Source organism: Murinocardiopsis flavida (assembly GCF_003014485.1).
Taxonomy (GTDB): Bacteria; Actinomycetota; Actinomycetes; order Streptosporangiales; family Streptosporangiaceae; genus Murinocardiopsis; species Murinocardiopsis flavida.
In genome coordinates, this window is the sequence record NZ_PYGA01000012.1 from 165,494 (window position 1) to 191,360 (window position 25,867).

Here is a 25,867-nt window from a genome sequence, read left to right on the forward strand (position 1 = left end):
GCCGGCGGGGGTGCGGCGGGGTGCGGCCGGGGTCCGCAGCAGTGGGCGCCTCCTGGCGGCGGGCCGCTGCCCGCCTCCTGATCGATCCTCACCGCACCCCGGATCGGCGTCCAATACCTGCGTCCATAACCTGGCGGCATGGATGTCGACACCCGGTTGCTGCGCTACTTCGCGGCCGTGGCGGAGGAGGGCAACCTCACCCGCGCGGCCGACCGGCTGTTCGTGTCGCAGCCCGCGCTGACCAAGCAGATCCGGCAGTTGGAGGCCCGGCTCGGCGCCACGCTGTTCACGCGGTCGCGGGCCGGGATGTCCCTCACCGCACCGGGCCGCGCGCTGGCGGAGCGGGTGCCCGAACTGCTGGCCGCGTGGGACCGGGCGCGGCGGGAGGCGGCGAACGCGGCCGGGCGGGCTGCCCGCGTGCTGAAGCTCGGCGCCATGGCCAGCGGCGCCAATGAGGCGACCCAGGACGTCATCGCGGCGTTCGCCCGGCTTCGGCGGGGATGGCGGGTCGAGATGCGCCAGGCGGCGTGGTCGGACCCGACCGCGGGGCTCGCGGCCGGCGACGTCGACGCCGCCCTGCTGCGGCTGCCGTTCCCCGGCCAGGACGCGCTGCGCGTGGAACCGTTGTTCACCGAGCCCCGCTGGGTCGCGCTGCCCGCGGCGCACCCGCTCGCAACGCGCGAACTGATCGCCTTCAGGGAGCTGTGGGACGAGCCGTTCGTGGCGGCCCGGCCCGAGACGGGCCGATGGCGGGACTACTGGCTGGCGGCCGACGAGCGCGACGGCAGGCCGGTCCGCATCGGGGCGATCGCCGACCGGCCCGACGACTGGCTCGGCGCGATCGCCAACGGCTACGGGATCGCCCTCGCCCCCGAATCCGCCGCCCGCTTCTACGCGCGCCCCGGCATCGTGTACCGGCCCCTCAGCGGGGTCGCCCCCAGCACGGTCGCCGTCGCCTGGGCGCCGGCCGACGACGCCGACCCGGTCGTCCGGGACTTCGTCCGCTGCTGCCTGGCGGCCGCGGCGCCGCAGCGCAGCGGGGACGGCCCCGGCCCCCGGCCGGACGCGCGCTGAGGGGCCGGCGCGCGGTTGTGGACCGCGGCCCCGGCGGCGGCTACAGCCAGTCGTGCTCGCGGGCGTACCGCGCCGCCTCGTGGCGGGTCCGCGTCTGGGTCTTCTGCATCGCGTTGGAGAGGTAGTTGCGCACCGTGCCCTCCGCCAGGTGGAGCTGGGCGGCGATGTCGGCGACCGAGTACCCCCCGCCGGTCGCCCGCAGCACGTCGGCCTCGCGGTCGGTGAGCGGGCAGTCGTCGATGACGGCGAGCGCCGACACGTCCGGGTCGATCCACCGCTTGCCGCCGTGCAGGGCCTTGATGACCGAGGCGATGTGGGCCGGTTCCGCGGACTTGCTGACGAAGCCCTGGACGCCGAGCTTCAGCGCCTTGCGGAGCACACCGGGCCGCGCGTGCCGGGTCAGCATGAGGATCACCTGGTCCGGCCGCGCACGGCGGATCGCCGAGACCGCCTCGAGCCCGTCGACACCGGGCATCTCCAGGTCGATGACGAGCACATCGGGCTGGTGGTACAGCGTGGCCTGTACGGCCTCCGAGCCGTCCTCTCCTTCGGCGAGCACGGTGATCTCGTCCTCGAGCGGGAGCAGCGCGGCCAGCGCCTTGCGGAGGAGGGCCTCGTCATCGGCGAGCACCACGGTGGTCATCGGTCGTCCTTCCGTGTTCTAACGTGCGGCGTCGGGTCGCGGGGGGAACTCCGCCGCCGTCAGGAACCGCCCGTCCTGCTGCTCGGCAGTGAGCCGGCCGCCCTCGCCCGCCACCCGGTCCCTGAGGGTGGCGAGACCGCGGAACTCCGGCGGCGCATCCTCGCGCGCGCCGTCGTTGACGATGGAGATACCCGACTCCGAGAGGGTGATCTCCACCTGCTCCGCCTGCGCGTGCCGCAGGATGTTGGTCGTCGTCTCCCTGAGGACCTGGCCGAGCAGCTCGCTCGCGCCGGTGCCGGCCTCGCCCTCGCGGTCGACGCGCACGCGGATGCCCGCCGCGCTGAAGAGGTTCTTCGCGTTCTCCAGCTCCGCCGACAGGTTGAGCCGCCGCTGCGCGTAGGCGAGCTCCTTCGTCTGGGTGATGGTGTCGCCGACGAGTGCGTGCACCTCCCGGAGCTCCTCCTCGACCCGCCCGATGTCGCTGTGCAGCAGCTTCTGCGCCAGTGCGGTCTTCAGCTTCACCACGTGCAGGGTGTGGCCCTGGATGTCGTGCAGGTCGCTGGCGAACCGGATGCGCTCGCGCACCACGGCCAGCTCCGCATCGCGCTCCCGCGCCCGCTCCAGCTCCATGATGAGGACGGAGACCCGCTGGTGCAGGAACGCGAGGACGACCCCCGACACGCCGACGCCGACGGTGACGACGAGGTACTTGAGCAGGACCTCGGCGAAGTCCCAGTCCGACACCGCCAGCCGCGCGACGAGTACCGCCGCGACGAAGGCGGCCAGCCCCGCGATCACGGCGCGGCGGTGGCGCGGCATCTGGTGCACGACGACGGCGCCCACGAGGGCGAAGTTGTAGGCCGGGGTCGCGTTGTCCACCAGCAGCACGCCGAAGGTCCACACGGCAGCGGTGACGAGCAGGCAGGACAGTGAGACGAGGAGGCGGCCCGCCCCCCACCGCGTGATGGCGATCAGCGCCGCCATCAGGCCGACGCCCAGCACGGCGATCTGCCCCGCGGTCTCGGCGCCGATCGCCATCAGGAGCGCCCCGACGGTCGAGATCGACGCGGTCACCATGTTGAGGTTGAGCGCGCGCAGCTGCCCCTGCGCCTCCTCGGTGGTCTCCTCGGACGCCATGCGGTCCCCCTCCACGGCCGGCCTCACCGGTCGCCGGCCGGCTGCCGCGCGTCCGGGCCGGGCAGGGGGATCGTCGCGGCACGCGCCGGTGCGGCCGGCGACGGCCGCGGGGCGTTCTCGAACAAGGGGGCCATGGGGTCAGCGTAGGTGCGGCGGCCACGGCCGGAGAACGCCGCGCGGGCCGCCATGGCCGCCTCGGCGGCCGCCGGCGGGACGCTCGGGGGTCGGGTGTCCATGTGCGGTTCTCCGGGGTCGGACGGCAGGGGCTGCCCCCAGGATCCGTCCCGGCCCCGCTCCACCACCAGTGACACCGCGTCATGCCTTCACCCGGAGAAACGTCATTGCGAGGTGGTGACGTGGTCCCACTGCCGGTCGAGCGCGCCGGCGGCTGGAATGGACACATGTCCTCAACGCCAGTCATCGACGTCGAACGCCTGAACCTCACCTACGGCGACTTCCACGCCGTGCGGGACCTGACCTTCCAGGTGCGCCGGGGCGAGCTCTACGCCCTGCTCGGCACGAACGGCGCCGGGAAGACCTCGACCCTGGAGACCGTCGAAGGCCACCGCGCCGCCACCTCGGGCACCGTGCGGGTCTTCGGCCAGAGCCCGCGCGACCGCCGCGCCGTGCGGCCCCGGATGGGCATCATGCTCCAGGAGAGCGGATTCTCCCCCGATCTGACGGTGCGCGAGTCGATCCGGCTGATCGGGAGCCTCACCCGGCGCAGGGACACGGTCGAGCGCGTGCTCGGCGCCGTCGGACTCACGCGCAAGGCGGGCACCAAGGTCGCCCAGCTCTCCGGCGGCGAGAAGCGGCGGCTGGACTTCGCGACGGCCGTGTACGGGGCGCCGGAACTGGTCTTCCTGGACGAGCCGACCACCGGCCTGGACATCCAGTCGAGGGACGACCTCTGGGACACCGTCGACCGGCTGCGCGAGGACGGCGCCACCATCGTCCTCACCACGCACTACCTCGAAGAGGCCCAGCAGCGCGCCGACCGCATCGGGCTCATGCACAAGGGCGCCTTCCACAAGGAGGGGACCGTCTTCGAGCTGACGCAGACCCTGCCGGCCGAGATCCGCTTCTCCCTGCCGGACACCGCACCGCCGCCGCCCCTGGACGCCGCGCGCGAGAGCGGCGAGACCTTCCTGATCGAGACGTTCGGCCTGCAACGAGACCTGCACCTCCTGCTCGGCTGGGCCCACGAGCACGCCGTGGAGCTCCGGGAGCTCCAGGCCGGGCCGACCCGGCTCGACGACGTCTTCCGCTCCATCGGTACCGCCTAGCCCACCCGCCTGGCCCAACCCACCCGGCCCACCCGCCCAGCACACCCGCCGGGCCCGCACGACAAGGACCTTCACCATGCTCTCGATCGCTCTGGGCGAGCTGATCCAGATCTTCCGGAACCGGCTGGTTCTGGTCACCATGTTCGTCATCCCCGCGGCGTCCGGCGCCGGGTACATCTACCTGTACGACAAGGTCCCGGGCCTGGATCGCGGGGCGGTCGCCGCGGTGCTGATGTTCCTCATCGCGGCCATGAGCCTCTACACCACCGCGGTGACCACGCTCGCCGCCCGCCGGCAGAACCTCTTCCTCAAGCGGCTGCGCTCCACCGCGGCGGGCGACACGGGCATCCTCGCCGGACTGCTGCTCCCGGTGACCGCCATCTCGCTGGCCCAGGTGACCGCGATCCTGGCCGTGCTGGCCGTTGTGGCCGGAGGGCCGGCCGACCCCCTCCTCCTCGCGGGGGCCGTCCTCGCGACGGTGGCCATGATGCTCGGCCTGGGGCTGGCGACGGCCGGGCTGACGAACTCCCCCGAACACGCCCAGGTGACCACGCTGCCCATCCTCGTCGGCACCCTCGTCGTCGCCGGCTGGGTGGGGTTCACCGGCACCGAGGAGCTCACCCTGCTCAAGCGGGTGCTGCCCGGCGGTTCGGCGAGCGAGCTGGTCGTCAACGCCTGGAACGGCGGCGTTCCCATCGCGGACTCCCTGATCCTGCTGGTGCCCACGCTGGGCTGGGTCGCCGTCGCCATCGCGCTGGCCACCCAGGTCTTCCGCTGGGAGCCGCGCCGATGACGCCCCCGGCCGCGGCCCGGCCGCAGGACGCCGGGCACCAGGGGACGGCGAGCGGCCCCGCCATCGCAATCGCGCGGTCGGCGGGGCGACACGCCGCCAGTGGGGCGAGCCCCGCCACGGTCTGCCGTCATCGTTGCACGATCCGCGCACAGCGACGCCTTCGGAGGACGACATGGACCTGACCCTGCCGCAACGGCTCTACCTGCTCAGCTATGACATCGACCAGAACAGGTTCGATCCCGTCAGCATCGCGTACCGCGGCCAGCTGCTGTGCGCCGCGGCGCTGGCCCAGCTGACCGCCGCCGGGCAGCTCCGCGTCCACAACGCCACGGCGGAGCGCACCACCGCCCGGCCACCGGAAGACCCGTTCCTCGCCGACGTACTGGCCGATGTGTCCCCGGACAAGCCGCGGCACTTCAACTCCGCCGTCTACCTCAGGGCGGCTGAGGCCGAGAAGGCGGTGCGCGAACAGCTCACCGCGAACGGGACGATCACGGTGGACCGCGGCCGGGCGCTGGGGATCTTCCCCACCCGCACCGTCACCCTCGGCCACCCGGAGCAGGTCCGCGTGCTGCGCGAGCACACGCGCAACGCGGTCCTCGCCGGACACGACGCTGCGGCGGTCCCCTTCGGTGACGCGGCCTTGGCCGCGATCGCCGCCGAAGGCGACATCTGGACGGCGTTCACCCCGGGCGAGCGCTCGGCGCACCGGCCGATGCTCACGGCGATCCAAGAGCGCTTCGACACCGCCGTCCCCGGACTCCGCATAGCGATCCGCGCGGCCGTCATGGCCACCGGGCGGGGCGCCTCGTACTAGTCGGCGCCGCGCCCCCGCACGGCGCGCCCCCGGGCCCCGCGGTGCTGCGGCAACCCAGCACCGCGGCGCCGCGGTGCCGCGGTGCCGCAACACCCCAGCACCGCAGCACCGCAGCACCGCAGCACCGACCGAGACAACGAGAACACGGAGCCCCGCTATGGCCACCGCACACCCCGATCCGCACCCGCAGGCGTCGACCCCGACCGCCCCGCGTCCCGGCTGGCCCGAGATCATCGTCGGCCTGGTCGCGATGTTCGCCGCCACGACCGGACTCCTCGCCTTCGGCCCGCTCGGCCTGGACCTGGGGCCGGTGAGCTACGGGCTCGTCGTGGCGTCCTGGTCGGGCGTCGCCGGACTCGCCGGCTTCGCTGCGGCCGCGCTGATCCGCATCCGCTCCTGGGGCGCCTTCAGCGTGCGCCGCACCACCTGGCGCTGGATGCTCCTCGGCGTGCTCGGCGGGCTGCTCGCCCTCGTCGTCAAGTACGTGGTGGTCTCGGCGATCACGGCGCTGACCGACTTCGGCTCCGACCCCCAAGGCATGTACTACGACGCGGCGAGCGGCGGCGTGCTGCCCATGCTGCTGACGCTGCTGTTCCTGGCGGTGCTCACGCCCATCGGCGAGGAGTTCCTCTTCCGCGGGGTGATCACCAACGCCCTGCTGCGCTACGGGCCCGTCGTCGGTGTGGTGTCCGGCTCGGTGATCTTCGCCGTCTGCCACGGCATCAACATCGTCCTGCCCGTGGCGATCATCGTGGGCATCATCGCCGCCGAGCTGATGCGCCGCAGCGGATCGATCTGGCCCGCGGTGGCGGTCCACGCCGTCAACAACATGGTGCTGCCCCTGTACGCGTTCTTCGCCGGAGCCACCGGCCCCGTCTGACGACGGATGAATCCACCTGCGGCAGCAGACATGCCGCTGGTGACGGCCGTTCGCCCGTGAGGCCGGGGACGGTGAAGGGCGTTCACCTTTCCAGGTGAACGCCCTGGTCGTTTCGTTGCCGGTAGGCCGCCAGGGGATCGAACCCTGAACCCGCGGATTAAAAGTCCGCTGCTCTGCCGATTGAGCTAACGGCCCATGAATGGCCTGTTTGACCAGGCAAAACGTGGATCCGGGCCAGTTTACCGGAGTCCCGCACCGCTTGCACAGCAGGTTGTCGCGGGGCTCCGGGGCGCATGGGCGGGGTCCGCCGCTCGGGCGCGGCCGAGCGAAGATCCGGTGCTACATAGGTTGTTATTCTAACTAGATAGCTTTATCGTCTAGGTAGCGGAGGAGCATTGCTATCGGAGGAGTCCAGATGACGATCACGCCGGAGTTCTCGACCACGGGCATGGTGCTCGCCGGCCTGCTCGCGGCCTACGCCGCGATCGGCGAGCCCCTGCTCGGGCACCGCATGTACGACCGGCTGCGGCAGAGACGGCCCCACGACCCCCGTGCGCTGATCCGCTACTACGCGGAGACGATCGCCTTCTGGTGCGTGGTCGCGGTGCTCATCGGCGCGGCGGTGGCGGCCTCCCCCGGGCTCGCAGCGGCCGACGTCGGCCTGCGGCTCCCCGATGACCTGGTGTTCAGCGTCGCGCTGGCGGCGGCGATCGTCGCGGTCGTCGTGTGGGTGACCATCGGCCTCCGCCGGCGGGCCCGGCAGGGCCACCCCGTCCCCGGACTGGAGAAGGTCGAGGCGATGCTGCCGCGGACGGCCACCGAGCGGGGCATGGCCACGGCGGTCGCGGTGCTCGACGGCGTGGTCGGCGAGATCCTCTACCGCGGCCTGCTCATCGCGTTCGGTGTCGGGGTGCTGGGGCTGAACCTGTACGTCGCGGCGGCGCTGGCGCTGGCGGTCTTCGCCTTGGCAGGTGTCTACCAGGGCCGCACCGGCGTCGTCGCCTTCGCCCTCATGGGCTTCGCCCCCACCGCGCTGTACCTCCTTACCGGCAGCCTGCTGCTGCCCATCGTCTTCCACACCCTCCTTTCACTGCGCGACCTGGTGTTCCTCCCGGCGCCCGAGGACACCGAGCCGCAGCCGCAGGCCGGTGCGGCCTGATGGCGGAACCCGCGAAGAGCGCCCGCGCCGTCGGCGACCGCCGCGCGAGCTGGCTCAAAGGCGTCCTCGACCTGCTGGTCCTCGCGCACCTCACCGAAGGGGAGAGCTACGGCTACGAGATCGCCAAGTCCCTTGTCGACGCCGGGTTCGGCCAGATCAAGGGCGGCACCCTGTACCCCGTCCTGAACCGCCTGGAGGAGGCCGGACTGGTGGCGGCGGAGTTCCGCGCCGCCGCCAAGGGGCCGGGCCGCCGCTACTATCGGCTCACCCATGACGGCCGCGCCACGCTCAAGGAGCAGGGCGGCCTGTGGCTCGGGTTCGCGGCGTCGGTGAACGCGGTGCTCGGCAAGGAGGCGGAATGATCGGCTACTTCGACGACCTCGCCGCGCGCCTCGCGGCGAAAGGGCTGCCACCGGACCGAGTCGAGGCCACGGTCGAGGACCTCGCCGCCTACGCCGCCGAGGCCGAGGCCGACCCCGAGGCCGAATTCGGGCCGGCGGCCTCGTTCGCCGACCAGCTGGCGGCGGACGAAGGGCCGGCGGCCCCGGACCCCGGGGTCGAGACCTGGCGGTGGACCGCCGACATCTACGCCGACGAGCGGCTCCTCAACCGGTTCGGCGACGAGGGGTGGGAGGTCGACAAGGTCGACGCGCTCGGAGGGTTCGTCAGCCGCCGCGACCCCGAGCTGCTCCAACGCTGGGAGTACCGGCGCGAGATGGTCTCGGTCCACGGCCACGGCTACCTGGACCGGCGGCTCGCCCCGGACGGCTGGGAGCTGTGCGGGACCTGGGTGATCTGGGCCTGGTACAAGCGCCCCAAGGCGGCCAGTGTGGGCCCCGCCGCGGCGCTCGACGCGCCACCGCCGCCGCCCGGCCGGCGCAACTTCCTCAGCCGGCGCTTCCTGCTGCTGGTCGCGGTGCTCGTCCTCGCGGTCGGCGCGGTCGGCACGGTGCGGGCCGTCCAGAGCTGCGACCCCGCCGACGCCCTCGGCTTCATCACGGGCATCGCCGTGGGCGGCGGGCTCCCGCTGGCCGTCATCGCCCTCGTCGCGTTCTGGCGCGACCGGCGGGCCCGCTGACGGCGGGTCGGAGCGCGGCGGGCGGCGTTCCGGGCCACCGTCCGGCCCGGCGCCCGCCGCGCGGTCACCGGGCGGCCCGCCGCCGGAACAGGGTGGTCGCGAGCGTGTAGGAGACCACGGTGATGCCGGTCAGCCAGGCGATCGCGGGCAGCAGGCTGCCGTCGATCGGCGTGCCCATGAGCAGGGCGCGCACGCTCTCGGTGACCGGGGTGATGGGCTGGTTCTCCGCGAAGAAGGCCAGCGCCGCCGGCATGGTGTCGGTGGGCACGAACGCGCTGCTCACATAGGGCAGGAAGAGCACGAAGAAGGTGAACCCGCCCGCGGCCTCCTGGGACTTGGCCAGCAGCCCGAACACCACCGACAGCCACGACATCGCCAGCACGAACAGCAGCAGCACACCGGCGGCCCCGAGCCATTCGAGCGGCCCGGCCTTCGGGTCGAACCCCATGAGCAGCGCAGTGCCGAGCACCAGCAGGGTCGAGAACGTGTTGCGCAGCAGACTGGCGACGACGTGCCCGATGAGCACCGCCGAGCTCATGATCGGCAGGGTGCGGAAGCGGTCGATGACCCCCTCGGTCATGTCGGCGGTGACGCTGACCGCGGTGAGCGCGGCGCCGTAGCCCGAGCACAGCAGGATGATGCCGGGGACGACGTAGTCGATGTACGCGTCGGTGCCGGTCGAGATGGCGCCGCCGAACACGTAGACGAACAGCAGCATGAGCGTGACCGGCAGGATCACCGCGATGAGCAGTCCGTCGGTCTGGCGTGCGACCTGCCGCAGGCTGCGCACGATCATGACGCCGGTGTCGGCCGCCGCCCAGTAGAGGCGGCCGTGCCGCGGCGGCGGGGGCGGGGCGGGTGCCGGCGGCGCGGTGGCGGTGGCGGTCATGTCGCGTCCTGGTTCGTGTCGGCGGCGGAGTGGTGGGCGGCCGGGTCGGTCAGCGAGAGGAACACCTCGTCGAGGGTCGGCTCGCTCAGCGTCAGCCGGCTGATGTGCACATCGTGCGCTTCGAGCAGGTCGAGGAGGTGCTTGACCTGTGCGGCGTCGCCCGCGCCGGGGACGCGCAGGACCAGCGACTCAGGCTCGGCCCGCACATCGGGGCCCGACAGGAGGGCCGCGGCGGCGCCGTAGGCGTCGTCGGCGGCGAACCGCAGTTCGACAAGGGTGCGCGCCATGCCGTCCTTCAGTTCGGCGGGTGTGCCGTCGGCGACCACCCGGCCGCCGTGGAGGACCGCGACCCGGTCGGCGAGCTGGTCGGCCTCTTCCAGGTACTGGGTGGTCAGGAAGATGGTGCTGCCGGACTCGACCAGCCGGGCGATCGCCGCCCACACGGCGCGGCGGCTGCGGGGGTCGAGGCCGGTGGTCGGCTCGTCCAGGAAGATCACGGGCGGGTCGGCGATGAGGCTGATCGCGAGGTCGAGCCGCCGCCGCATGCCGCCGGAGTAGGTGCGCACCCGGCGCTTGCGCGCGTCGACGAGGTCGAACCGGTCCAGCAGTTCGGCCGCCCGCCGGCGGGCCCCCGCGCCGCCGAGGTGGTTCAGCCTGCCCATCATCACCAGGTTCTCCTCGCCGGTGAGGAGTTCGTCGACTGCGGCGTACTGCCCGGTGAGGCTGAAGTGCCGCCGCGCGGCCTCCGGGGTGCGGACGACGTCGGCGCCGAAGACGGCGGCCGTGCCGGAGTCGGGGGGCAGCAGTGTGGTCAGGATCCTGACCATGGTCGTCTTCCCCGCGCCGTTGGGGCCCAGCAGGGCGAACACGGTCCCCGCCCGCACCGTGAGGTCGATGCCGTCGAGCACCGTCACGGCGCCGTAGGACTTGCGCAGGCCTGCTGTCGCGATTGCGGCGGGACCGGTGCCGACGGCCTTTGCCGCCGCTCGGGCCCGTGGGGCCGCGGCAGTCGCGTTCATACGAACCTTCCCTCCATTTACTGTGTATGTCGTAAACTTAGTGTAGGATATACACAGTAATAGGATGGTCGTCAACCCGCAGACGAACGCAAGGTGGCCATGGGCAGCAGCAACAGCGGCGAGTACGGCATCACCCGCGTCATGGAGCAGCTGTGGGGCCTCACCGAGGCCCCGCGCAAGGGCCCGCGGCCCACTGTCCACCTCGCGCAGATCATCGACGCCGCCATCGGGATCGCCGATGCGGACGGCTACTCCGCGGTCTCGATGAGCCGCGTCGCCAAGCAGATCGGCGTCACCACCATGGCGCTGTACCGGCACGTCGAGAGCAAGGACGACCTGCTCGCCCTGATGGTCGACGCGGTCACGGGCCGGATGCCGCAGCCGGCCGACCTCGGCGGCGGCGCCCCCGGCCCCGGCTGGCGCGACGGCCTCGACACCTGGTGCCGCGAGTACCTGGCACTCCTGCTGCGGCACCCCTGGACCTTGCACATCAACGCCAAGGGGCCCCCGCTCGCCCCCAACCACCTGCGCTGGCTGGACGCCGGCCTGAAGGTGCTCGAACCCACCCGGCTGTCAGAGACCGAGAAGCTCGGCGTCATCCTCACCCTGCACAACTACGTGCAGGGCACCGCCAAGCTGCACGTCGACTTCAGCGGCTACGGCGACGGCGACCCCGCAGAGGTCTCCGACATCAACAGGGACTACGAGGGCTTCCTCCAGCGGCTGATCACCGCCGACCGCTTCCCCAGCCTCTCCACCGCCGTGCAGGCCGGCGCGTTCTCCGTGGCCGACTCCACCGCAGAGGAGGACGCCGAATACGACCTCTCCTTCAGCCTCGGCCTCCTCCTCGACGGGGTACAGCGCCTCGTCGAAGCCCGCGCCCGCGAAGCCGACGCCGGGTAGCCCGGCGGGCCCCGCGGGCCGGCCGCCCGGCCCGCACCGGGACGGGCCGTGTCAGTCGCACTCCGCCTCGACGTGGGCGCGCAGCAGATGCAGGCCGTTCTCCCAGCCCTGGGCCGCGGCGGCCGCGTACTCGGCCTGCTCCTTCTCGGGCATGTCGAGGTCGCGGATCCCGCTCTCCTCGACGCGCAGCCGCACCCCGCTGCCCTTGGGCAGCAGGGTGAACTCGACAAGGGTCGACCCGCTCGGCGCCGGTGCCGCACCGGGGAAGGCCGCCAGCCGGTAGGAGAAGAACGCCTCGGGTTCGACCGCCACGACCCGGCCGTGGAAGTCGCCGTGCTCGGCCCACCGGAACACGAGGGAGCCGCCGTCCCGTGCCGTGATCTCGGCGCCGTCGAAGGCGTACCACCGGGCGACTTGGTCGCCCTCTGTGAGGGCGGCCCACACCCGGTGCACCGGGGCCGCCACCACGATCTCGTGATCCAACCGGTCGGGGAGCATCGGCCCCGCCTCCTCGCCGTCGCCCGTGGGGAGGACGCGCGCGGCCCGGCCGCCGCGCACACGCGTCCGCTACGCCAGCTACCCGGCACACCGGCGCGCAACCCGAATCGGCGCTCAGTCCGGCAGCCGCGCCTGGTGGACCAGGATCGCCGCCGGCGCACCGCGCCGCCCGCACCGGTCCGTTGTCGGCCGCCTCGGAGCGGTGACGGCCGGACGAGGCGGGCGAGGGACAGGTTCCGACATGGCCGGACATGGCCGTTGCGGACGACATCACTTGTGGCGGCGGGCGCGCCGGGCCCACAATCGGTACTCCGAGAACCGGTTCCGGATCCGGTCCATCCAGCGCCGGCCCCTCAGGACGGCCGGGTGCCGTGACCCACCTGAGACGGGGGCACGTACGACTTTGAGATTCCGGCACAGCACACTCGGGACACAATGGCAGAGGTCTCTCTCTGGTCCGAGAACGCGCGCGGCGCGCATGAGGGGGTACGCGGTCGGTGGTGGGCACCCCTGGGTCCGAAGGGCCGCCCATGGCACTTGACGCGATCGACCATGCCCTCGCCCGCGTCACCGGCGACCGCGAGCGCATCTCCATCAACCTCGTCGACCTCGACAACAACCAGGGCCACCAGTTCCTCAAGGGCGCCGCGCTCTCGGGCCGCACCGAGCAGCGCTGGGCCGCCGCAGCCGTCCACACCACCGAACTGTGGCAGGTGTTCGACGCCTACCGCAGGGTCGTGGAGCAGGCCACCGCGATGCGCGCCCAGATCAGCCGGCCCAGCCACGACGACCTCGCCGAACTCACCCGGCTCCTCACCGGCGAGTCCGTGGAGCTGCCCCGCGAGCAGAGCCGGTTCTCCCAACGCACCCTCCTCGACCCCACCGACGCCACCGAGCGGCTGACACTCGACAAAGCGGTGGCCCGCATGACCACCGCCTACGACTCCGCCGTCGAGATGATCTCCGCTGCCGACTCCGCGTGGACGGTGCTCCTGCCGCGTTTGCAGGCCGTCGAGGAGGCCTGGGCCAGGGCCGAGACCCGGTACGGGGAGGTCGGGGTCGAGCACACGGGCCGCGACCGGTTGGCCGGCGAAATCGCCGCCCTCCGCGACTCCGTGCGCTCCGACCCGCTGTCGTTCCTCACCGAGTCCGGCCCGCAGCGCGGCGTGCCCGATCCCGCGCGGCTCGCCGAGTTCGACCGCCGCACCGCCGAGGCCGAGGAGCTGGCGGCGGAACTCACCGAGGCCGCCGCGCTCAAGGCCGACTTCGAGCCGCGGTTCGCCCTGCTCACCGGGTCCGTCGACGCGGCCGAGGCGGCGGCCCGGTCCGCCGTCGACACCCGCGCCCAGGTCGTCGCGAAGATCTCGGCTCCCGCGGCCGACCCCATCGGCGACCACTCCGCCGGTCTCCGCGCCCGCCTCGACGCCCTCGGCGGGCTGCGCGCCGAGGGCCGGTGGGGCGACCTCGCCGCGGCGATGGCCGACCTCCAGGCCGCGGCCGACACCGCGGCCGCGGCGGCGCACGCCGCGGAGCAGAGCGTCCTCGGCCTGCTGGGCCGCCGCAGCGAGCTCCGCGGGCGCCTCGACGCCTACAAGATCAAAGCGGTCCGGCTGGGCTGCGCCGAGGATCCCGAGGTCATCCGGCTGCACAGCGAGGCCCGCGACCTCCTCTGGAGCGCGCCGTGCGACCTCCGCGCGGCGACGAAGGTCCTGGCGCAGTACCAGCAGGCGATCCAGAAACCCGGCGGATCCCACTCCGGCCCGGTGAACTCCGGCAACGGCCACGGCGACGGTCCCGGCGGCAGACCGTGAACCACGGCCCCAAGTACGGCGAGGCGAGATCATGAACCAGTGCACCGACCCCGGGTGCTCCGGGACCATCGAGGACGGCTACTGCACCGCCTGCGGCATGGCTCCGTCGCCCCAGGCCCCGCAGCAGCCGGCCGGGCCGGCCGCACCCGGGCCGGCACCGCACCAGGCGGGCCCCCCTCCCGGCGGCCCGCACCCCGCGGGCCCGCAGGGCCCGCCGCCGCGGGGCCAGCACCGCGCGGCCCCGCCGCAGTACGGCGCGCCGCAGCAGCCGGCGCACCAGGCCGCCGGCCCCCCTGCCCCGGGCCGACACGGCTCCGGGCGCACCCCCTCGGGCCGCTCGCCGTCCGGCCGCACCCCCTCGGGCCGCTCGCCTTCGGGCCGCACCTTCTCCGGCCGCTCCGGTTCCGGCCGGTCGGTCACCGGCAGCTCGCTGTCGGGGCGTTCGGTCTCCGGCGCGTTCATGACCGGCAGCACCCCCTCGGGGCGGGTGGGGTCCGCGCGGTCGGGGTCCTCGCGCGGCCTCCTCGGTATGGGCATGGTCCGGATCCCGCCGGTGCCCACCCGCGACCCGTCCGAAGCCCTCATGACCAACCCCGAGGTGCCCGAGAAGGACCGCTACTGCGGCAACTGCACCGAACCCGTCGGACGGTCCCGCGAAGGGCGCCCCGGGCGGGTCGACGGGTTCTGCCGCAACTGCGGCGCGGAGTTCTCCTTCACCCCCAAGCTCAAGCCCGGCGACCTCGTCGCCGGCCAGTACGAGGTCCTCGGCGCCATCGCCCACGGCGGCCTGGGCTGGATCTACCTGGCGCGCGACCGCAACGTCAGCGACCGCTGGGTGGTCCTCAAGGGGCTCCTCAACACCGGCGACGCCGAGGCGCACAAGGCCGCCGCCGCCGAGCGGGCGTTCCTCGCCCAGGTCGAGCATCCCAACATCGTCAAGATCATCAACTTCGTGCAGCACCCCGACCCCAAGACCGGCACGCCCACCGGGCACATCGTCATGGAGTACGTCGGGGGCCGCTCCCTCAAGGAGCTCCTCTCCGACCGCCGCAAGGCCGACGGCGAGCACGCCCGGCTGCCGCTCGACCAGGTCATCGCCTACGGCCTGGAGTCCCTGCGCGCGCTCGGCTACCTGCACAGCAAGGGCCTGCTGTACTGCGACTTCAAGCCCGACAACATCATCCAGAGCGAAGAGCAGATAAAGCTGCTCGACCTCGGCGGCGTGCGCTCCGTCGACGACGCCGACAGCCCCGTCTACGCCACGCCCGGGTACCGGGTCCCCGAGGCCGAACTGCTCAACCCCGGGCCCACCATCAGCTTCGACCTCTACACCGTCGGCCGGTCGCTGGCCGTCCTCAGCTTTCCGTTCAGCTTCATGCGGGAGCACCCGCACACACTGCCGCCGCGCGAGTCGGTGCCGCTGCTGCAACTCCACGAGTCGTTCGACCGCTTCCTGCGGCGGTCCACCCACGCCGACATGGAGCGCCGCTTCCACGACTCCGCCGACATGGCCGAGCAGCTCACCGGCGTCCTTCGGGAGGTGCTGGCGACCATCGACGGCCAGCCCCGGCCGGCGGCGTCCGACCTGTTCGGCCCCGAGCACTTCGTCGCCCAGTCCGACGACCCGGAGCACCTGCTGGCGACCCCCGACGACCTCACCCTCGCCACCACGCTGCCCATCCCGCTCACCGACGCCGACGACGCGTTCGCCGGGATGCTGTCGGGCTTCACCGGGCTGTCGGCCGAGGAGCTGGTGCGCCGCCTGCGCGCGGTGTCCAAGCCCACCACCGAGACCCGGCTGATGCTCACCCGCGCCCTCATCTCCCTCGGCAACCCCGAGGAGGCCGCGGTGCCGCTCGACGAGGTCGAGCAGGCCCACCCCGGCGACTGGCGCACCTCCTGGTACCGCGCGCTCATCGCGCTGAGCGCCGGGGCCTTCGAGGAGGCCCACGACCGCTACCAGTACCTCTACGACCACCTGCCCGGCGAGGCCGCGCCCAAGCTGGGACTCGCCGCGGCCTGCTTCGGCCTCGGCAAACTCGACGAGGCCGCCCGCTACTACGGCCTGGTGTGGAACACCGACTACTCCTTCGTCAGCGCCGCGTTCGGCCTCGCCCGCGCCTGCCTGGCGCAGGGCGACCAGGCCGGTGCGGTCGACGTCCTCGACAGCGTCCCCGAACTGTCCAGCCTGTACCTGCCCGCGCAGATGGCGGCGATCGTGGCGCAGGTCGGCGGCGGCGTCGCGGGCTTCGACCCCGCCCGGCTCACGGAAGGCCACCTGCTCAACGCCGGGCGCCGCCTCGAACTCCTCGGGCTGCGCGGCGAGGCGCACAACAAGCTCGCCGCCGAGATCTGCGAGGCCGCGCTGCGCTGGACCGAGGCCGGCAACCGCGCCGCGCCCGGCACCGTGCTGCTGAACCGCCCGTTCACCGAGGACGGCCTCCGCCTCAACCTGGAGGACTCCTTCCGCGGGCTGGCCCGCTCAGCGGGCGACCTCGCCGAACGCAACGAGCTCATCGACGAGGCCAACCGCCTGCGCCCGAGGACGTGGGTGTGATGGCGGAGCTCGCCTGCCCCGAATGCAGGGCCGAACTCTTCGACGGCGACACCTTCTGCGAAGCGTGCGGCAAGCGCCTCGACGGCAACGGCCCCGACGCGGGGGCGGCCCCGGCAGCGGGGTTCGGCGCCGCCAACGGGCACGGCACGGTCATCGCGCCCGCCCCCACCGGGCCCCCGGTGCGCAGCGGGTGCGCCTACTGCGGTGCGCGGGTCAGCGACGGCTACTGCGAGGGCTGCGGACTGTCGCAGCCGAGCGCCCGCGACCACGTCGAACTCCACCTCGACCTCGCCTCGGGCGCCAGCGACCGCGGCCGCAGGCACAAGAAGAACGAGGACTCCATGGCCATCGTCGGCGCCACCGCGCCCGACGGCGGTCCTCTGGTCGCGGCCGTGGTGTGCGACGGCGTCTCCTCGTCCCCCACCCCGGAGAACGCCTCCGAGCTGGGCGCCGACACCGGTGCCCGGGTCCTCGCCGCCGAGGTCGCGGCCGGGCAGGACCCCGCGCGCGCCACCCGCGCCGCGCTGACCGCAGCCGCCCAGGGGGTCGCCGGCCTCGCCACCTCGATGCGCAGCGCCCCGGCGTGCACCTACGTCTCGGCGCTCGTGGGCGCCGACGCCGGCAGCGGCGGCGACATCACCATCGGCTGGGTCGGCGACAGCCGCGCCTACTGGGTGCCGGGCACGGCCGACGGCGCGGCCCCCGGCGAGCGGCCCACCGCACCGGTCGCCCTCACCCGCGACGACTCCTGGGCCGAGCAGATGGTCGCCGCCGGGGCGCTGACCGCTGAGGAGGCGCAGAACTCCGGCAACGCCCACGCCCTCATCGCGTGGCTCGGCGGCGACGCACCAGAGCTCGACGTCCACGTGTCCGCCATCGCGCCGCGCGGGCCCGGCTCGATCCTCGTGTGCAGCGACGGCCTGTGGAACTACTTCCCCGAGGCCGAGGACCTCGCGGCCGCCGTGCCCGACGCCGGAGCCGACCCGCTGGCCGCGGCGCGCACCTTCGTCCGGCTCGCCAACGAGGCCGGCGGGCACGACAACATCACCGTCGTCGTGATCCCGGTGCCGCTGCGCCCCCAGCCCGCCGCGGCGCACGGGGGCCCGCCGTCCGGGAAGGCGTTCTCCTTCGACCCGCCTGCCACCGGGCCCAGCACCGGCCACGTCCAGCCAGAACCGGCCCAGTCGGCACCCGACCGGCCGCACTACCCAGGGAGCCCGAGCAATGAGTGACCTGCCCGCCTTCACCGTGCACGTCGACCAGAACCGGCACCTGCCGCTCGGCAGCCGCGAGGTGCACGCCGTCGTGAGCGTCGAGGCGAGCGGCGGATCCGGCGGGGCCGCCGCCCACGCCCAGGCCGCCGAGGTGATCATCATCGACGCCTCGGGGTCCATGCACGGCGCGAAGATCGCCGCGGCGAAGCGCGCCGCGAAGGCCGCGGTCGACGCCCTGCGCGACGGCGTCCACTTCGCCATCGTCGCGGGGACCGACACCACGCAGATGATCTACCCGCCGCAGGAGCAGCTCGTCGAGGTGTCCGCCGCGACGCGCGAGGACGCCAAGGCCGCCATCGGCAGGCTCGACGCCTACGGCGGCACCACCATGGGGCCGTGGCTGAACCTCGCCGCGCGGATGTTCGAGCCGTTCCCGCAGGCCATCAAGCACGCCATCCTGCTCACCGACGGCCAGAACCACGAGCTGACCTCGACCTTCGACCGCACCCTCGCGTACTGCGCCGGGCGCTTCGTGTGCGACTGCCGCGGCGTCGGCACCGACTGGAACGTCGAGGAGGTCCGCAAGATCTCCTCCGCGCTGCTCGGCACCGTCGACATCCTCAAACCCGAGGAGATGGAGGACGACTTCCGCGCCATGGCGGAGGCCGCCATGGGCAAGGCCGTCGCCGACGTCGCCCTCCGGGTGTGGACCCCGCAGAACGCCACCCTGCGGTTCGTCAAGCAGGTCGCGCCCACCGTCGAGGACCTCACCGCCAAGCGCACCGAATCCGGTGCGCAGGCCGGCGACTATCCCACCGGCTCCTGGGGCGACGAAGCCCGCGACTACCACATCTGCGTGGAGGTGCCGGCCGGCGACCCCGGCCGCGAAATGCGCGCCGGGTGGGTGAAGCTCGTCGCCGGCGGCGCCGCGGAGACCGTCCTCGCCACCGGCAACATCCTCGCCGAGTGGACCGACGACGAAGCGAAGTCCACCCAGCTCAACCCGCGCGTGGCGCACTACACCGGCCAGGTCGAGCTCGCGGCGGCCATCCAGGAGGGGCTGCGCGCACGCGACAACAACGACGAGCACACGGCGACCGCGCGGCTGGGCCGGGCCATGCAGCTCGCCGAGGAGTCCGGCAACGAGGGCACCGCACGACTGCTGCGCAAGGTCGTCGAGGTCGACAAGGAGAGCGGCACCGCACGGCTGAAGCGCAACGTCGACAAGGAAGACGAGATGTCGCTGAACACCAGGTCCACCCGGACCGTGGGTATCGGGGGACGCCGGGCCGCCGGGCCCGGCAACAACGCGGGCTGATCCTGCTCTAGGAGGGGTCCTTTCATGCCGACGTGTGCGGCAGGGCACAATTCGACGGACGACGAGTACTGCGACGTCTGCGGCATCCGCATGTCCGCCGCGCCGCCGAGCGGGTCCGTGGGGCGGCTGCCGCCGCCCACCGGGCCGTCGATGGCGTTCCCGCCGCCGGTCGACCCCGGCGGCGCGCCGGCCCCTGAGGGCGGCGTATGCGCCGACTGCCAGTTCCCGGTCACCGGCCGGTTCTGCGAGGCGTGCGGGCGCGACCACAACAGCACCGCGCCGCCGAAACCGCAGGTCCCCGAGCCCGCGCCGGAGCCGCCGCCGGTCCCCCCGGTGCCGCCGGTGGCCGACACCGGCGGCCCCCAGGTCCCGGCGCAGGCCCGCTCGCAGCCGTCGAACCCCATCACGGGGAGCTGGACCGCCGTGGTCACGGCCGACCTCGCCTACTACCGGTCGCAGGTAGACCGCGGCGAACTCGACCCCGGCGCCATCGCGTTCCCGCCGTACAGCCCGCAGCGGCAGGTCCCGATGTACGGGTCGCGGATCCACATCGGCCGCGGCAGCCGGTCGCGGGGCATCTCGCCGGAGATCGACCTCGCCACCCCGCCCGAGGACCCCGCCGTGTCGCACATGCACGCCGTGCTGATCGCGAAGCCCGACGGGTCGTGGGCGCTGGTCGACCCCGGCTCCGCGAACGGCACCATGCTCAACGGGTCCCCCGACCTCGTACCCGTCAATACCGAGATTCCGGTGAACGACCGCGACCGCATCTACGTCGGCGCGTGGACCGTCATCACTTTACGGAGAGGATGATCCGCCATGTCGACGGATCTGACCCCGCCCCCAGGGGCTCCGGGGGCGCCGCGGGACCCCGCGGTGAACGGCGGCGGTGCCGTGGCGGCCGACGACCGCGACAGCGGGCTTCCCGCCGAGCGGGGGCGCGCCATGCGGCTGCTCAGCCGGACGCTGCGGCCCGATTCCACGCCCGCGCGCGTGCGCGCCATGACGCTCGCGGCGATCACCGCCATCGCGCTGCTGTTCGCCACGGTCGCGGTCATCTACACGCACGCGCGCGACGGCCTCCAGGTCATCGGGCACGACGCCGGGCCGCAGGTCGTGGCGACCGCCGACCTCTACTTCGCGCTCAGCGACATGGACGCGCAGGTCGCCAACGTCCTGCTCATCGGCGAGGAGAGCAGTCTCGGGCTGGGCCGCGCCGAGTCGCTGGACCTGTACGAGCAGCGCCGCAGCGAGGCGAACAACGCCATGCTCCAGGCCGCGCAGCTCGCCGGTTCCGACCCCACCCAGCAGAAGACGGTTCAGGAGACCCTCGACGGCATGGGCCGCTACGAGCGGCTCGCGTCGGAGGCGCTGCAACTCAGCGAGCAGAACGACTACCGGCCGGGTTCCCCGCCGGCGCCGGTGCTGAAGAAGTACCGCGAGGCCACCGAGCTGATGCGCCTCGAAGTGCTGCCCAAGGCCTACAACCTCACCCTCGACAACGCGTCGATCGTGCGCACCACCTACGAGACGGAGCGCACCTGGGTCCTCGGCGGCGCCGCCGCCATCGGCCTCACCGGCATCATCGCGGTGCTGCTGCTGACCCGGCTGCACGTCTACCTGGCCCGCGCGTTCCGCCGCCGGCTCAACCCCGCCATCGCCGCCGCCATCGTCGGCACCACCCTGGTGACCCTCGGGGCGGCGGGGGTGTCCTATTACGAGGCGCAGAACATGCAGCGGGCGAAAGAGGAAGGGTTCGACTCCGTCCTCGCCGTGTCGCGCGCCCGCGCCATCGGCATGGGGATCCACGGCGACCAGAGCCGCTTCCTGCTCGACCCGCGGCGCGCGGACACCTACCAGCAGGTGTACCTCGACAGCTCCCAGTCGATCCTGTTCGTGGACGTCGACAACCTGAACGCGTACTACTCCAAGGTCGACAAGGGCATCGCCGACTACGAGAACGGCGACATCCCCCCGATCGGCGACGAGAACCGGATGCTCGGCTTCCTCGGCGAGCAGGAGAGGTCCGGCGACATCGCGGGCCAGCCCGAGGCGCTCGACGACGTGATGGCCTCCTACCAGACCTACCAGGAGTCCGACCGCAAGATGCGCGGCCTCGTGTCCGACGGCGACCGGCGCGACGCCATCGCCCTGCGCATGGGCGCCAACGACGGCGAGGTGCGCGGCGAGTTCGACCGCTACGACAAGTCCCTCGAAGAGCTCTACACGCTGCACCGCGGAGCCTTCGACTCCGCCATCGAGTCCGGCGACCGGTGGATCACCGGGTGGGCCGTCGGCATCCCGGTCACCGCGGTGATCATCGCCGGCCTGGTGCTGGCCGGGGTGCGGCCCCGGCTCGCCGAATACCGCTAGGAGGGCGACGCACCGATGGACACCACCGCTCCCGACCCACGCAAAGGACGCACGATGAGCGCGCTCTCCGGCAGCGTTTCGCGCGGCAGGCGCGCCCTCGGCGTGTGCGCCGTCGCCATGGCGGCCCTGCTCGGCGCGACCTCCTGCGGTGTCGCGCAGGGCGAGACCTCGACCATCCTCGACGCCGACACCCTGCGCATCGGGGTGAAGGCCAACCAGCCGGGCCTCGGCCTGGAGGTCGGCGAAGGCAGGTTCGAGGGCTTCGACGTCGACGTCGCCACCTACGTCGCCAAGGAGCTGGGCTTCTCCGAGGACGACATCGAATGGCAGGCGGTGACCTCGGACCAGCGCGAGAAGGCCCTGGTGGACGGCGACGTCGACATGATCGCCGCCACGTACTCCATCACCCCGACCCGCAAGACCGAGGTCACCTTCGCCGGCGCGTACTACGTGGCGCATCAGGACGTCCTGGTACGGGCCGACGAGAACGCCGTCGACAACGTCCGCGACCTGAAGGGCCGCAACCTGTGCCAGGAGGCCGGGTCGAACTCCGGCGCGCGGGTGCGCGACGGGCTGGGGGTCGCGGCGAAGGTGACCGAGGCCGAGACCTACGCCGACTGCATCAAGGAGCTCGCGGCGGGCGACACCGACGCGGTCTCGACGGACGACCTGATCCTCGCCGGTTTCCTCGGTGAGGACCCCGACGCGTTCCGGTTCGTCAACGCGCCCTTCACCGACGAGAACTACGGGATCGGCCTGGCAAAGGGCGACCTCGGCGGCTGCGAGGCGGCGAACAAGGCCATCACCAAGATGTACCAGGACGGCACGGCCGCCGACCTGCTGAAGAAGTGGTTCGGCAAGACCGACCTGAATGTGCGCACCAGCGTCCCGCAGTTCGAGGGCTGTAGCTGAGCCGCAACCCGACCTGAAGCCGCGGCCGTCCACTCACCGAGCGGACGGCCGCCGCGTGTTCGCGGGCGCCGCGCCGCCCTCCGCACCGCCGGTCTGCATGCGGCGAGGTGCTCCCGGGCGGGGTCAGGGCTCCGGGGCGGGGTCGGCGGGGTCCTCCCCGGGGAACAGCGGCGGTGGGGCCGGGTAATGGGCCGGGGTCGCCGACAGGGTGATGGGGTTGCGCGGCAGCCGCACGTCGGGGGCACCGTCGCCGCGGGGGATGGCGACGACCGGCTCCAGCCCCAGGTCCTGCGCCAGGGAGAACGCCGCGGCGATGTCGTTGACGGGCCCGGACGGCACACCGGCCGCCGTCAGCTCTGCCGCCCACTGCGCGGTCCCCCGGTCGCGGAACCGCTCCTCAAGGAGCGCACGCAGCTCATCGCGGTGCGCCACCCGCTGCCCGTTGGTGGCGAACCGGGGGTCACGCGCCAGCTCCGATATCCCCAGGCTGTGGACGAGCGCCGCGAATTGCCGGTCGTTGCCGACGGCGAGCGCCAGCGTCCCATCGGCGGTCGGGTAGGTGGCGTACGGGGCGATGCTGGGGTGGGCGTTGCCCATCCGCGCGGGCACCACGCCCGCTCCCGTGTAGGCGGCCGCCTGGTTGGACAGCGAGGCGAGCAGCGCCATGAGCAGCTCCACCTCGACGCGCTGGCCGACGCCCGTCCTCTCCCTGTGCCGCAGCGCCGCGAGGATCCCGACGGTGGCGTACAGCCCGGCGATGACGTCGACCAGCGCCACCCCCACCTTCTGCGGCTCGCCGCCGGGGTCTCCCGTGACGCTCATCAACCCGCCCACCGCCTGGACGAGCAGGTCGTAGCCTGGCAGCGCCGCGCCGGCCCCCCGACCGAACGCGCTGATGGAGCAGTAGACGAGGGACGGGTGCGCCGCGTGCAGGTCCGCGTAGCCGAGCCCGAGGCGGTCCATCACCCCGGGGCGGAAGTTCTCCACAAGGACGTCGGCGCCCGCGACGAGTTCCCGTGCGCGCCGCACGCCCTCGGGTGTGCCCAGGTCGAGCACCGCGCTGGTCTTGTTGCGGTTCACCGACAGGAAGTAGGTGGCCTCGCCGGTGGGGTCGTGCGGCGGTCCCCACGAGCGGGTGTCGTCGCCGGTCCCGGGGCGCTCGACCTTGACGACGGTGGCGCCCAGGTCGGCCAGCACCATGGTCACCAGCGGCCCCGCCAGCACCCGCGAGAAGTCCACGATGGTGATCCCGTCGAGCGCGCCCGGCCGGAGCCCGCCGGGCCGGTCGCCGCTCCCGTACCGCGCTTCGCCGTCGGCGTCCCGCACCATCAGCCCTCCGCCCGCCCGCGTCCGCGCCGCCGTGCCCGGCGGCCCGCCGTGGCGACGCTACCTCGGCCCGCTGCCGGCTGATCGCAGCGCCCCCCGTCGCGCCCCTGCCGTGCCCGATCCGCCGTGCCCCGATCCGCCACGCCCCCCTTCCCGCCCCATTCCGTCGCACCCCTGCCCTAGGCTCCTGGGGACCCGTACCGGCAGCGGAGCAGAGGAGGCCCGGTGGTCCCGGAGCAGATCATGGATGCCGCGCTGTGGTTCCCCGAAAGCGCCGAAGACGAGCCGTTCGGCCCGAACCTGCTGGTGTACCGGGTCGCCGACCGGATCTTCGCACTCATGCAGCCCGAGGACGGGCGCGCCATGCCCGCGCACCTGACCCTCAAGTGCGAACCCGCGCTCGCCCTGGAGCTGCGCGGCCAGTTCGGCGCGGTGATCCCCGGCTACCACGTCAACAAGAAGCACTGGAACAGTGTGCTGCTCGACGGCACGGTCCCCGACGACGAGATCGTGGAGATGCTGCGGCACTCCTACGAGCGGGTCGTGTCGGGGCTGCGCAAGGCCGACCGAGAACGGCTGCTCGCCGTCCTCGGCACCGACCTGCCGCCCGTCCCCGACCCGCCGTAGTACCGGCCGCCCGCTGCGGTACCGCTCACGCCGTCCGCGCGGCGAGGACCTCCAGGTAGTGGGGGTTGTACATGACGCCGAGCACGTTGCCGAACGGGTCGACCACCGATGCGGTCACGAACCCCGCCTCGCGGTGCGTGATCGGCTGGTACTCCGTCGCCCCCAGCGACACCAGTCGCTCCACGGCCGCGGCGACGTCGTCGACGTGCCAGTACATGACCGCCCCGCCAGGGCCCGGCCGCGCGTCCGCCGGTGCGTAGTCCGTGCTGATCAGGCCCAGTTCATGCTGGTAGTCGCCGACCCGGAACTCGACGTAGGCCGGCGGCAGGCCGTTCCCCGGCCGCTCGAAGTAGGCCTCGACCCCGAGCAGCTCGGTGTACCAGCGCCGTGCCGCGGCGACATCGTCCGCCCAGTAACTGACCGTGGTGAATCCGCGCAGCATGATCGCTCCCTCGTGTCCGGCCCGAAGACCCCGGTGATCTCCGCGGCTTCCCGAAGAGGACACTAGGAGGGCTCGCGGAAGCTCCGGTTCCGCAAGGAAGGGAAGGTCCGACCGATGCTGGAGACCTCGGTCCGCCTGATGCGGCTCCTGTCACTGCTCCAGGCGCGCCGCGCGTGGCCGGGCCCCGAACTCGCGGGCCGGCTCGGCGTGACCACCCGCACCGTCCGCAACGACATGGAGCGGCTGCGCCTCCTCGGCTACGAGGTGACCTCGAGCCCGGGCACGGCCGGCGGCTACCGGCTCGGCGCCGGGCACGCCCTGCCGCCCCTGCTGCTGGACGAGGACGAGACCGTCGCGGTCGCCGTCGGCCTGCGCTCCGCGGCCGGCGGATCCGTCACCGGCATCGAGGACACCTCGCTCCAGGCGCTGGCGAAACTGGAGCAGACGCTGCCCGCGCGGCTCCGCGCCAGGGTCGACGCCCTCCGCGCGGCCACCGTCTCCGCCGCGAAGAGCGGGCCCACGGTCGCCCCGGCCACGCTGACCGCCATCGCCGACGCCGCGCGCCGCTGCGAGCGGCTGCGGTTCGACTACCTGGACCGCCGGGGCACGACGTCCCTGCGCCAGGTCGAGCCGCACCGCCTCGTCCACACCGGGCACCGCTGGTACCTGCTCGCCTGGGACACCGAACGCGACGACTGGCGCACCTTCCGCGCCGACCGGATCCGCCCGCGCCACCCCAACGGGCCCCGATACGTCCCCCGCGAACCCCCCGACGGCGACGCCGCCGCCCACGTCCTGCGCGGCCTGGGCCTGCTCGCGTGGCAGCACCGGGCCCGCGTGCGGTTCCACGCGCCCGCGGAGACCGTCGCCGAGCGCATCACCCCGGGCGCCGGGATCCTCAGCGTGCTCGACTCCGAGACCTGCCTCCTCCAGACCGGCAGTGACTCGCTGCACGACCTCGCGTCCTTCCTCGGGGCGCTCGACATCGCCTTCACCGTGCTCGACCCGCCGGAGCTGCGCGCCCACCTGGGGCGCCTCGCCGCGCGCTACGGTGACGCCGCCCGCGAACCGGCCGACGGCGCCAACACGCCCGCGGCGTAGCGGACCCGTG

26 protein-coding genes and 1 tRNA gene are annotated in these 25,867 nt (G+C 73.2%); 18 read left to right on the forward strand and 9 right to left on the reverse strand.

Going from position 1 to position 25,867, the window contains the following annotated elements; all coding sequences use genetic code 11:
* Nucleotides 1–138 precede the first annotated feature (138 nt).
* Nucleotides 139–1,074: a LysR family transcriptional regulator gene (locus CLV63_RS17660; RefSeq protein WP_106584233.1), complete on the forward strand. Its 936-nt coding sequence runs from the start codon at nucleotides 139–141 to the stop codon at nucleotides 1,072–1,074.
* Between the two features lie 40 nt (nucleotides 1,075–1,114).
* Here CLV63_RS17660 and CLV63_RS17665 read toward each other — a convergent pair whose 3' ends face one another.
* Genes CLV63_RS17665 through CLV63_RS17675 form a run of 3 tightly spaced genes read right to left on the reverse strand, consistent with a single transcriptional unit; the run spans nucleotide 1,115 to nucleotide 3,090 of the window.
* On the reverse strand, nucleotides 1,115–1,717 hold the full coding sequence (locus CLV63_RS17665; protein WP_106584234.1) for a response regulator transcription factor: 603 nt from the start codon (nucleotides 1,715–1,717) through the stop codon (nucleotides 1,115–1,117).
* A gap of 18 nt (nucleotides 1,718–1,735) precedes the next feature.
* Nucleotides 1,736–2,854, reverse strand: coding sequence for a sensor histidine kinase (locus tag CLV63_RS17670; RefSeq protein ID WP_106584235.1), 1,119 nt, complete (start codon nucleotides 2,852–2,854; stop codon nucleotides 1,736–1,738).
* A 23-nt stretch (nucleotides 2,855–2,877) separates the two neighbouring features.
* The gene (locus CLV63_RS17675; protein WP_106584236.1) at nucleotides 2,878–3,090 is read right to left on the reverse strand and encodes a hypothetical protein; all 213 of its coding nucleotides are present in this window, start codon (nucleotides 3,088–3,090) and stop codon (nucleotides 2,878–2,880) included.
* Between the two features lie 165 nt (nucleotides 3,091–3,255).
* Here CLV63_RS17675 and CLV63_RS17680 point away from each other — a divergent pair, with 165 nt between their 5' ends.
* From CLV63_RS17680 to CLV63_RS17695, 4 genes are all read left to right on the forward strand, one after another.
* On the forward strand, nucleotides 3,256–4,140 hold the full coding sequence (locus CLV63_RS17680) for an ABC transporter ATP-binding protein (protein WP_106584237.1): 885 nt from the start codon (nucleotides 3,256–3,258) through the stop codon (nucleotides 4,138–4,140).
* Between the two features lie 76 nt (nucleotides 4,141–4,216).
* Complete coding sequence (locus CLV63_RS17685) at nucleotides 4,217–4,933, forward strand: ABC transporter permease (RefSeq protein ID WP_106584238.1); 717 nt, start codon at nucleotides 4,217–4,219, stop codon at nucleotides 4,931–4,933.
* A 172-nt stretch (nucleotides 4,934–5,105) separates the two neighbouring features.
* The gene (locus CLV63_RS17690; RefSeq protein ID WP_106584239.1) at nucleotides 5,106–5,750 is read left to right on the forward strand and encodes a GPP34 family phosphoprotein; all 645 of its coding nucleotides are present in this window, start codon (nucleotides 5,106–5,108) and stop codon (nucleotides 5,748–5,750) included.
* Between the two features lie 157 nt (nucleotides 5,751–5,907).
* Entirely contained in the window at nucleotides 5,908–6,630 is a 723-nt protein-coding gene (locus tag CLV63_RS17695) for a CPBP family intramembrane glutamic endopeptidase (RefSeq protein ID WP_106584240.1), read from the forward strand.
* A gap of 122 nt (nucleotides 6,631–6,752) precedes the next feature.
* Here the strand turns inward: CLV63_RS17695 and CLV63_RS17700 are convergent.
* A tRNA-Lys gene (locus CLV63_RS17700) sits at nucleotides 6,753–6,825 on the reverse strand.
* 220 nt (nucleotides 6,826–7,045) lie between these two features.
* On the opposite strand from CLV63_RS17700, the gene CLV63_RS17705 reads away from it, so the two are divergent.
* From CLV63_RS17705 to CLV63_RS17715, 3 genes are read left to right on the forward strand one after another with little or no spacing between them, the layout of a single operon-like run.
* Nucleotides 7,046–7,789 (forward strand): CPBP family glutamic-type intramembrane protease, encoded by a 744-nt coding sequence (locus tag CLV63_RS17705; RefSeq protein ID WP_106584241.1) that lies wholly within the window; start codon nucleotides 7,046–7,048, stop codon nucleotides 7,787–7,789.
* Complete coding sequence (locus CLV63_RS17710) at nucleotides 7,789–8,151, forward strand: PadR family transcriptional regulator (protein WP_106584242.1); 363 nt, start codon at nucleotides 7,789–7,791, stop codon at nucleotides 8,149–8,151. Before CLV63_RS17705 ends, CLV63_RS17710 begins: the two co-directional genes overlap by 1 nt.
* Nucleotides 8,148–8,867, forward strand: coding sequence for a hypothetical protein (locus CLV63_RS17715; RefSeq protein ID WP_106584243.1), 720 nt, complete (start codon nucleotides 8,148–8,150; stop codon nucleotides 8,865–8,867). The genes CLV63_RS17710 and CLV63_RS17715 overlap by 4 nt, the downstream gene beginning before the upstream one ends.
* 64 nt (nucleotides 8,868–8,931) lie before the next feature.
* Here CLV63_RS17715 and CLV63_RS17720 read toward each other — a convergent pair whose 3' ends face one another.
* The gene (locus CLV63_RS17720; RefSeq protein WP_211301351.1) at nucleotides 8,932–9,756 is read right to left on the reverse strand and encodes an ABC transporter permease; all 825 of its coding nucleotides are present in this window, start codon (nucleotides 9,754–9,756) and stop codon (nucleotides 8,932–8,934) included.
* The gene (locus CLV63_RS17725; protein ID WP_106584244.1) at nucleotides 9,753–10,775 is read right to left on the reverse strand and encodes an ATP-binding cassette domain-containing protein; all 1,023 of its coding nucleotides are present in this window, start codon (nucleotides 10,773–10,775) and stop codon (nucleotides 9,753–9,755) included. Before CLV63_RS17725 ends, CLV63_RS17720 begins: the two co-directional genes overlap by 4 nt.
* 99 nt (nucleotides 10,776–10,874) lie before the next feature.
* Here CLV63_RS17725 and CLV63_RS17730 point away from each other — a divergent pair, with 99 nt between their 5' ends.
* The gene (locus tag CLV63_RS17730) at nucleotides 10,875–11,678 is read left to right on the forward strand and encodes a TetR/AcrR family transcriptional regulator (RefSeq protein ID WP_106584245.1); all 804 of its coding nucleotides are present in this window, start codon (nucleotides 10,875–10,877) and stop codon (nucleotides 11,676–11,678) included.
* A 51-nt stretch (nucleotides 11,679–11,729) separates the two neighbouring features.
* On the opposite strand, the gene CLV63_RS17735 is transcribed toward CLV63_RS17730, so the two are convergent.
* Entirely contained in the window at nucleotides 11,730–12,236 is a 507-nt protein-coding gene (locus CLV63_RS17735) for an SRPBCC domain-containing protein (protein WP_211301352.1), read from the reverse strand.
* Between the two features lie 470 nt (nucleotides 12,237–12,706).
* Between CLV63_RS17735 and CLV63_RS17740 the strand changes: the two genes are divergently transcribed.
* The 7 genes from CLV63_RS17740 to CLV63_RS17770 are packed head-to-tail and all read left to right on the forward strand — an operon-like array spanning nucleotide 12,707 to nucleotide 22,361.
* Nucleotides 12,707–13,987 (forward strand): hypothetical protein, encoded by a 1,281-nt coding sequence (locus CLV63_RS17740; RefSeq protein WP_211301353.1) that lies wholly within the window; start codon nucleotides 12,707–12,709, stop codon nucleotides 13,985–13,987.
* 31 nt (nucleotides 13,988–14,018) lie between these two features.
* Nucleotides 14,019–16,544: a serine/threonine-protein kinase gene (locus CLV63_RS17745; RefSeq protein ID WP_106584246.1), complete on the forward strand. Its 2,526-nt coding sequence runs from the start codon at nucleotides 14,019–14,021 to the stop codon at nucleotides 16,542–16,544.
* Nucleotides 16,544–17,776 (forward strand): PP2C family protein-serine/threonine phosphatase, encoded by a 1,233-nt coding sequence (locus tag CLV63_RS17750; protein ID WP_106584247.1) that lies wholly within the window; start codon nucleotides 16,544–16,546, stop codon nucleotides 17,774–17,776. The genes CLV63_RS17745 and CLV63_RS17750 overlap by 1 nt, the downstream gene beginning before the upstream one ends.
* Nucleotides 17,769–19,076: a vWA domain-containing protein gene (locus CLV63_RS17755; protein ID WP_106584248.1), complete on the forward strand. Its 1,308-nt coding sequence runs from the start codon at nucleotides 17,769–17,771 to the stop codon at nucleotides 19,074–19,076. Before CLV63_RS17750 ends, CLV63_RS17755 begins: the two co-directional genes overlap by 8 nt.
* A 24-nt stretch (nucleotides 19,077–19,100) precedes the next feature.
* Nucleotides 19,101–19,889, forward strand: a complete 789-nt coding sequence (locus CLV63_RS17760; protein WP_106584249.1) for an FHA domain-containing protein — start codon at nucleotides 19,101–19,103, stop codon at nucleotides 19,887–19,889.
* Nucleotides 19,890–19,895: 6 nt separating this feature from the next.
* The gene (locus CLV63_RS17765) at nucleotides 19,896–21,449 is read left to right on the forward strand and encodes a hypothetical protein (RefSeq protein ID WP_146165594.1); all 1,554 of its coding nucleotides are present in this window, start codon (nucleotides 19,896–19,898) and stop codon (nucleotides 21,447–21,449) included.
* Nucleotides 21,450–21,503: 54 nt separating this feature from the next.
* A complete protein-coding gene (locus CLV63_RS17770; RefSeq protein ID WP_106584251.1) occupies nucleotides 21,504–22,361 on the forward strand; it encodes a glutamate ABC transporter substrate-binding protein in 858 nt (285 codons plus the stop codon).
* A 123-nt stretch (nucleotides 22,362–22,484) separates the two neighbouring features.
* On the opposite strand, the gene CLV63_RS17775 is transcribed toward CLV63_RS17770, so the two are convergent.
* On the reverse strand, nucleotides 22,485–23,690 hold the full coding sequence (locus CLV63_RS17775) for a CaiB/BaiF CoA transferase family protein (protein WP_106584252.1): 1,206 nt from the start codon (nucleotides 23,688–23,690) through the stop codon (nucleotides 22,485–22,487).
* A gap of 222 nt (nucleotides 23,691–23,912) precedes the next feature.
* Here CLV63_RS17775 and CLV63_RS17780 point away from each other — a divergent pair, with 222 nt between their 5' ends.
* Entirely contained in the window at nucleotides 23,913–24,314 is a 402-nt protein-coding gene (locus CLV63_RS17780) for an MmcQ/YjbR family DNA-binding protein (RefSeq protein ID WP_106584253.1), read from the forward strand.
* Between the two features lie 25 nt (nucleotides 24,315–24,339).
* On the opposite strand, the gene CLV63_RS17785 is transcribed toward CLV63_RS17780, so the two are convergent.
* Entirely contained in the window at nucleotides 24,340–24,756 is a 417-nt protein-coding gene (locus CLV63_RS17785) for a VOC family protein (RefSeq protein WP_106584254.1), read from the reverse strand.
* 114 nt (nucleotides 24,757–24,870) lie between these two features.
* Between CLV63_RS17785 and CLV63_RS17790 the strand changes: the two genes are divergently transcribed.
* Complete coding sequence (locus CLV63_RS17790; protein WP_106584255.1) at nucleotides 24,871–25,857, forward strand: helix-turn-helix transcriptional regulator; 987 nt, start codon at nucleotides 24,871–24,873, stop codon at nucleotides 25,855–25,857.
* The last annotated feature ends 10 nt before the right edge of the window (nucleotides 25,858–25,867 follow it).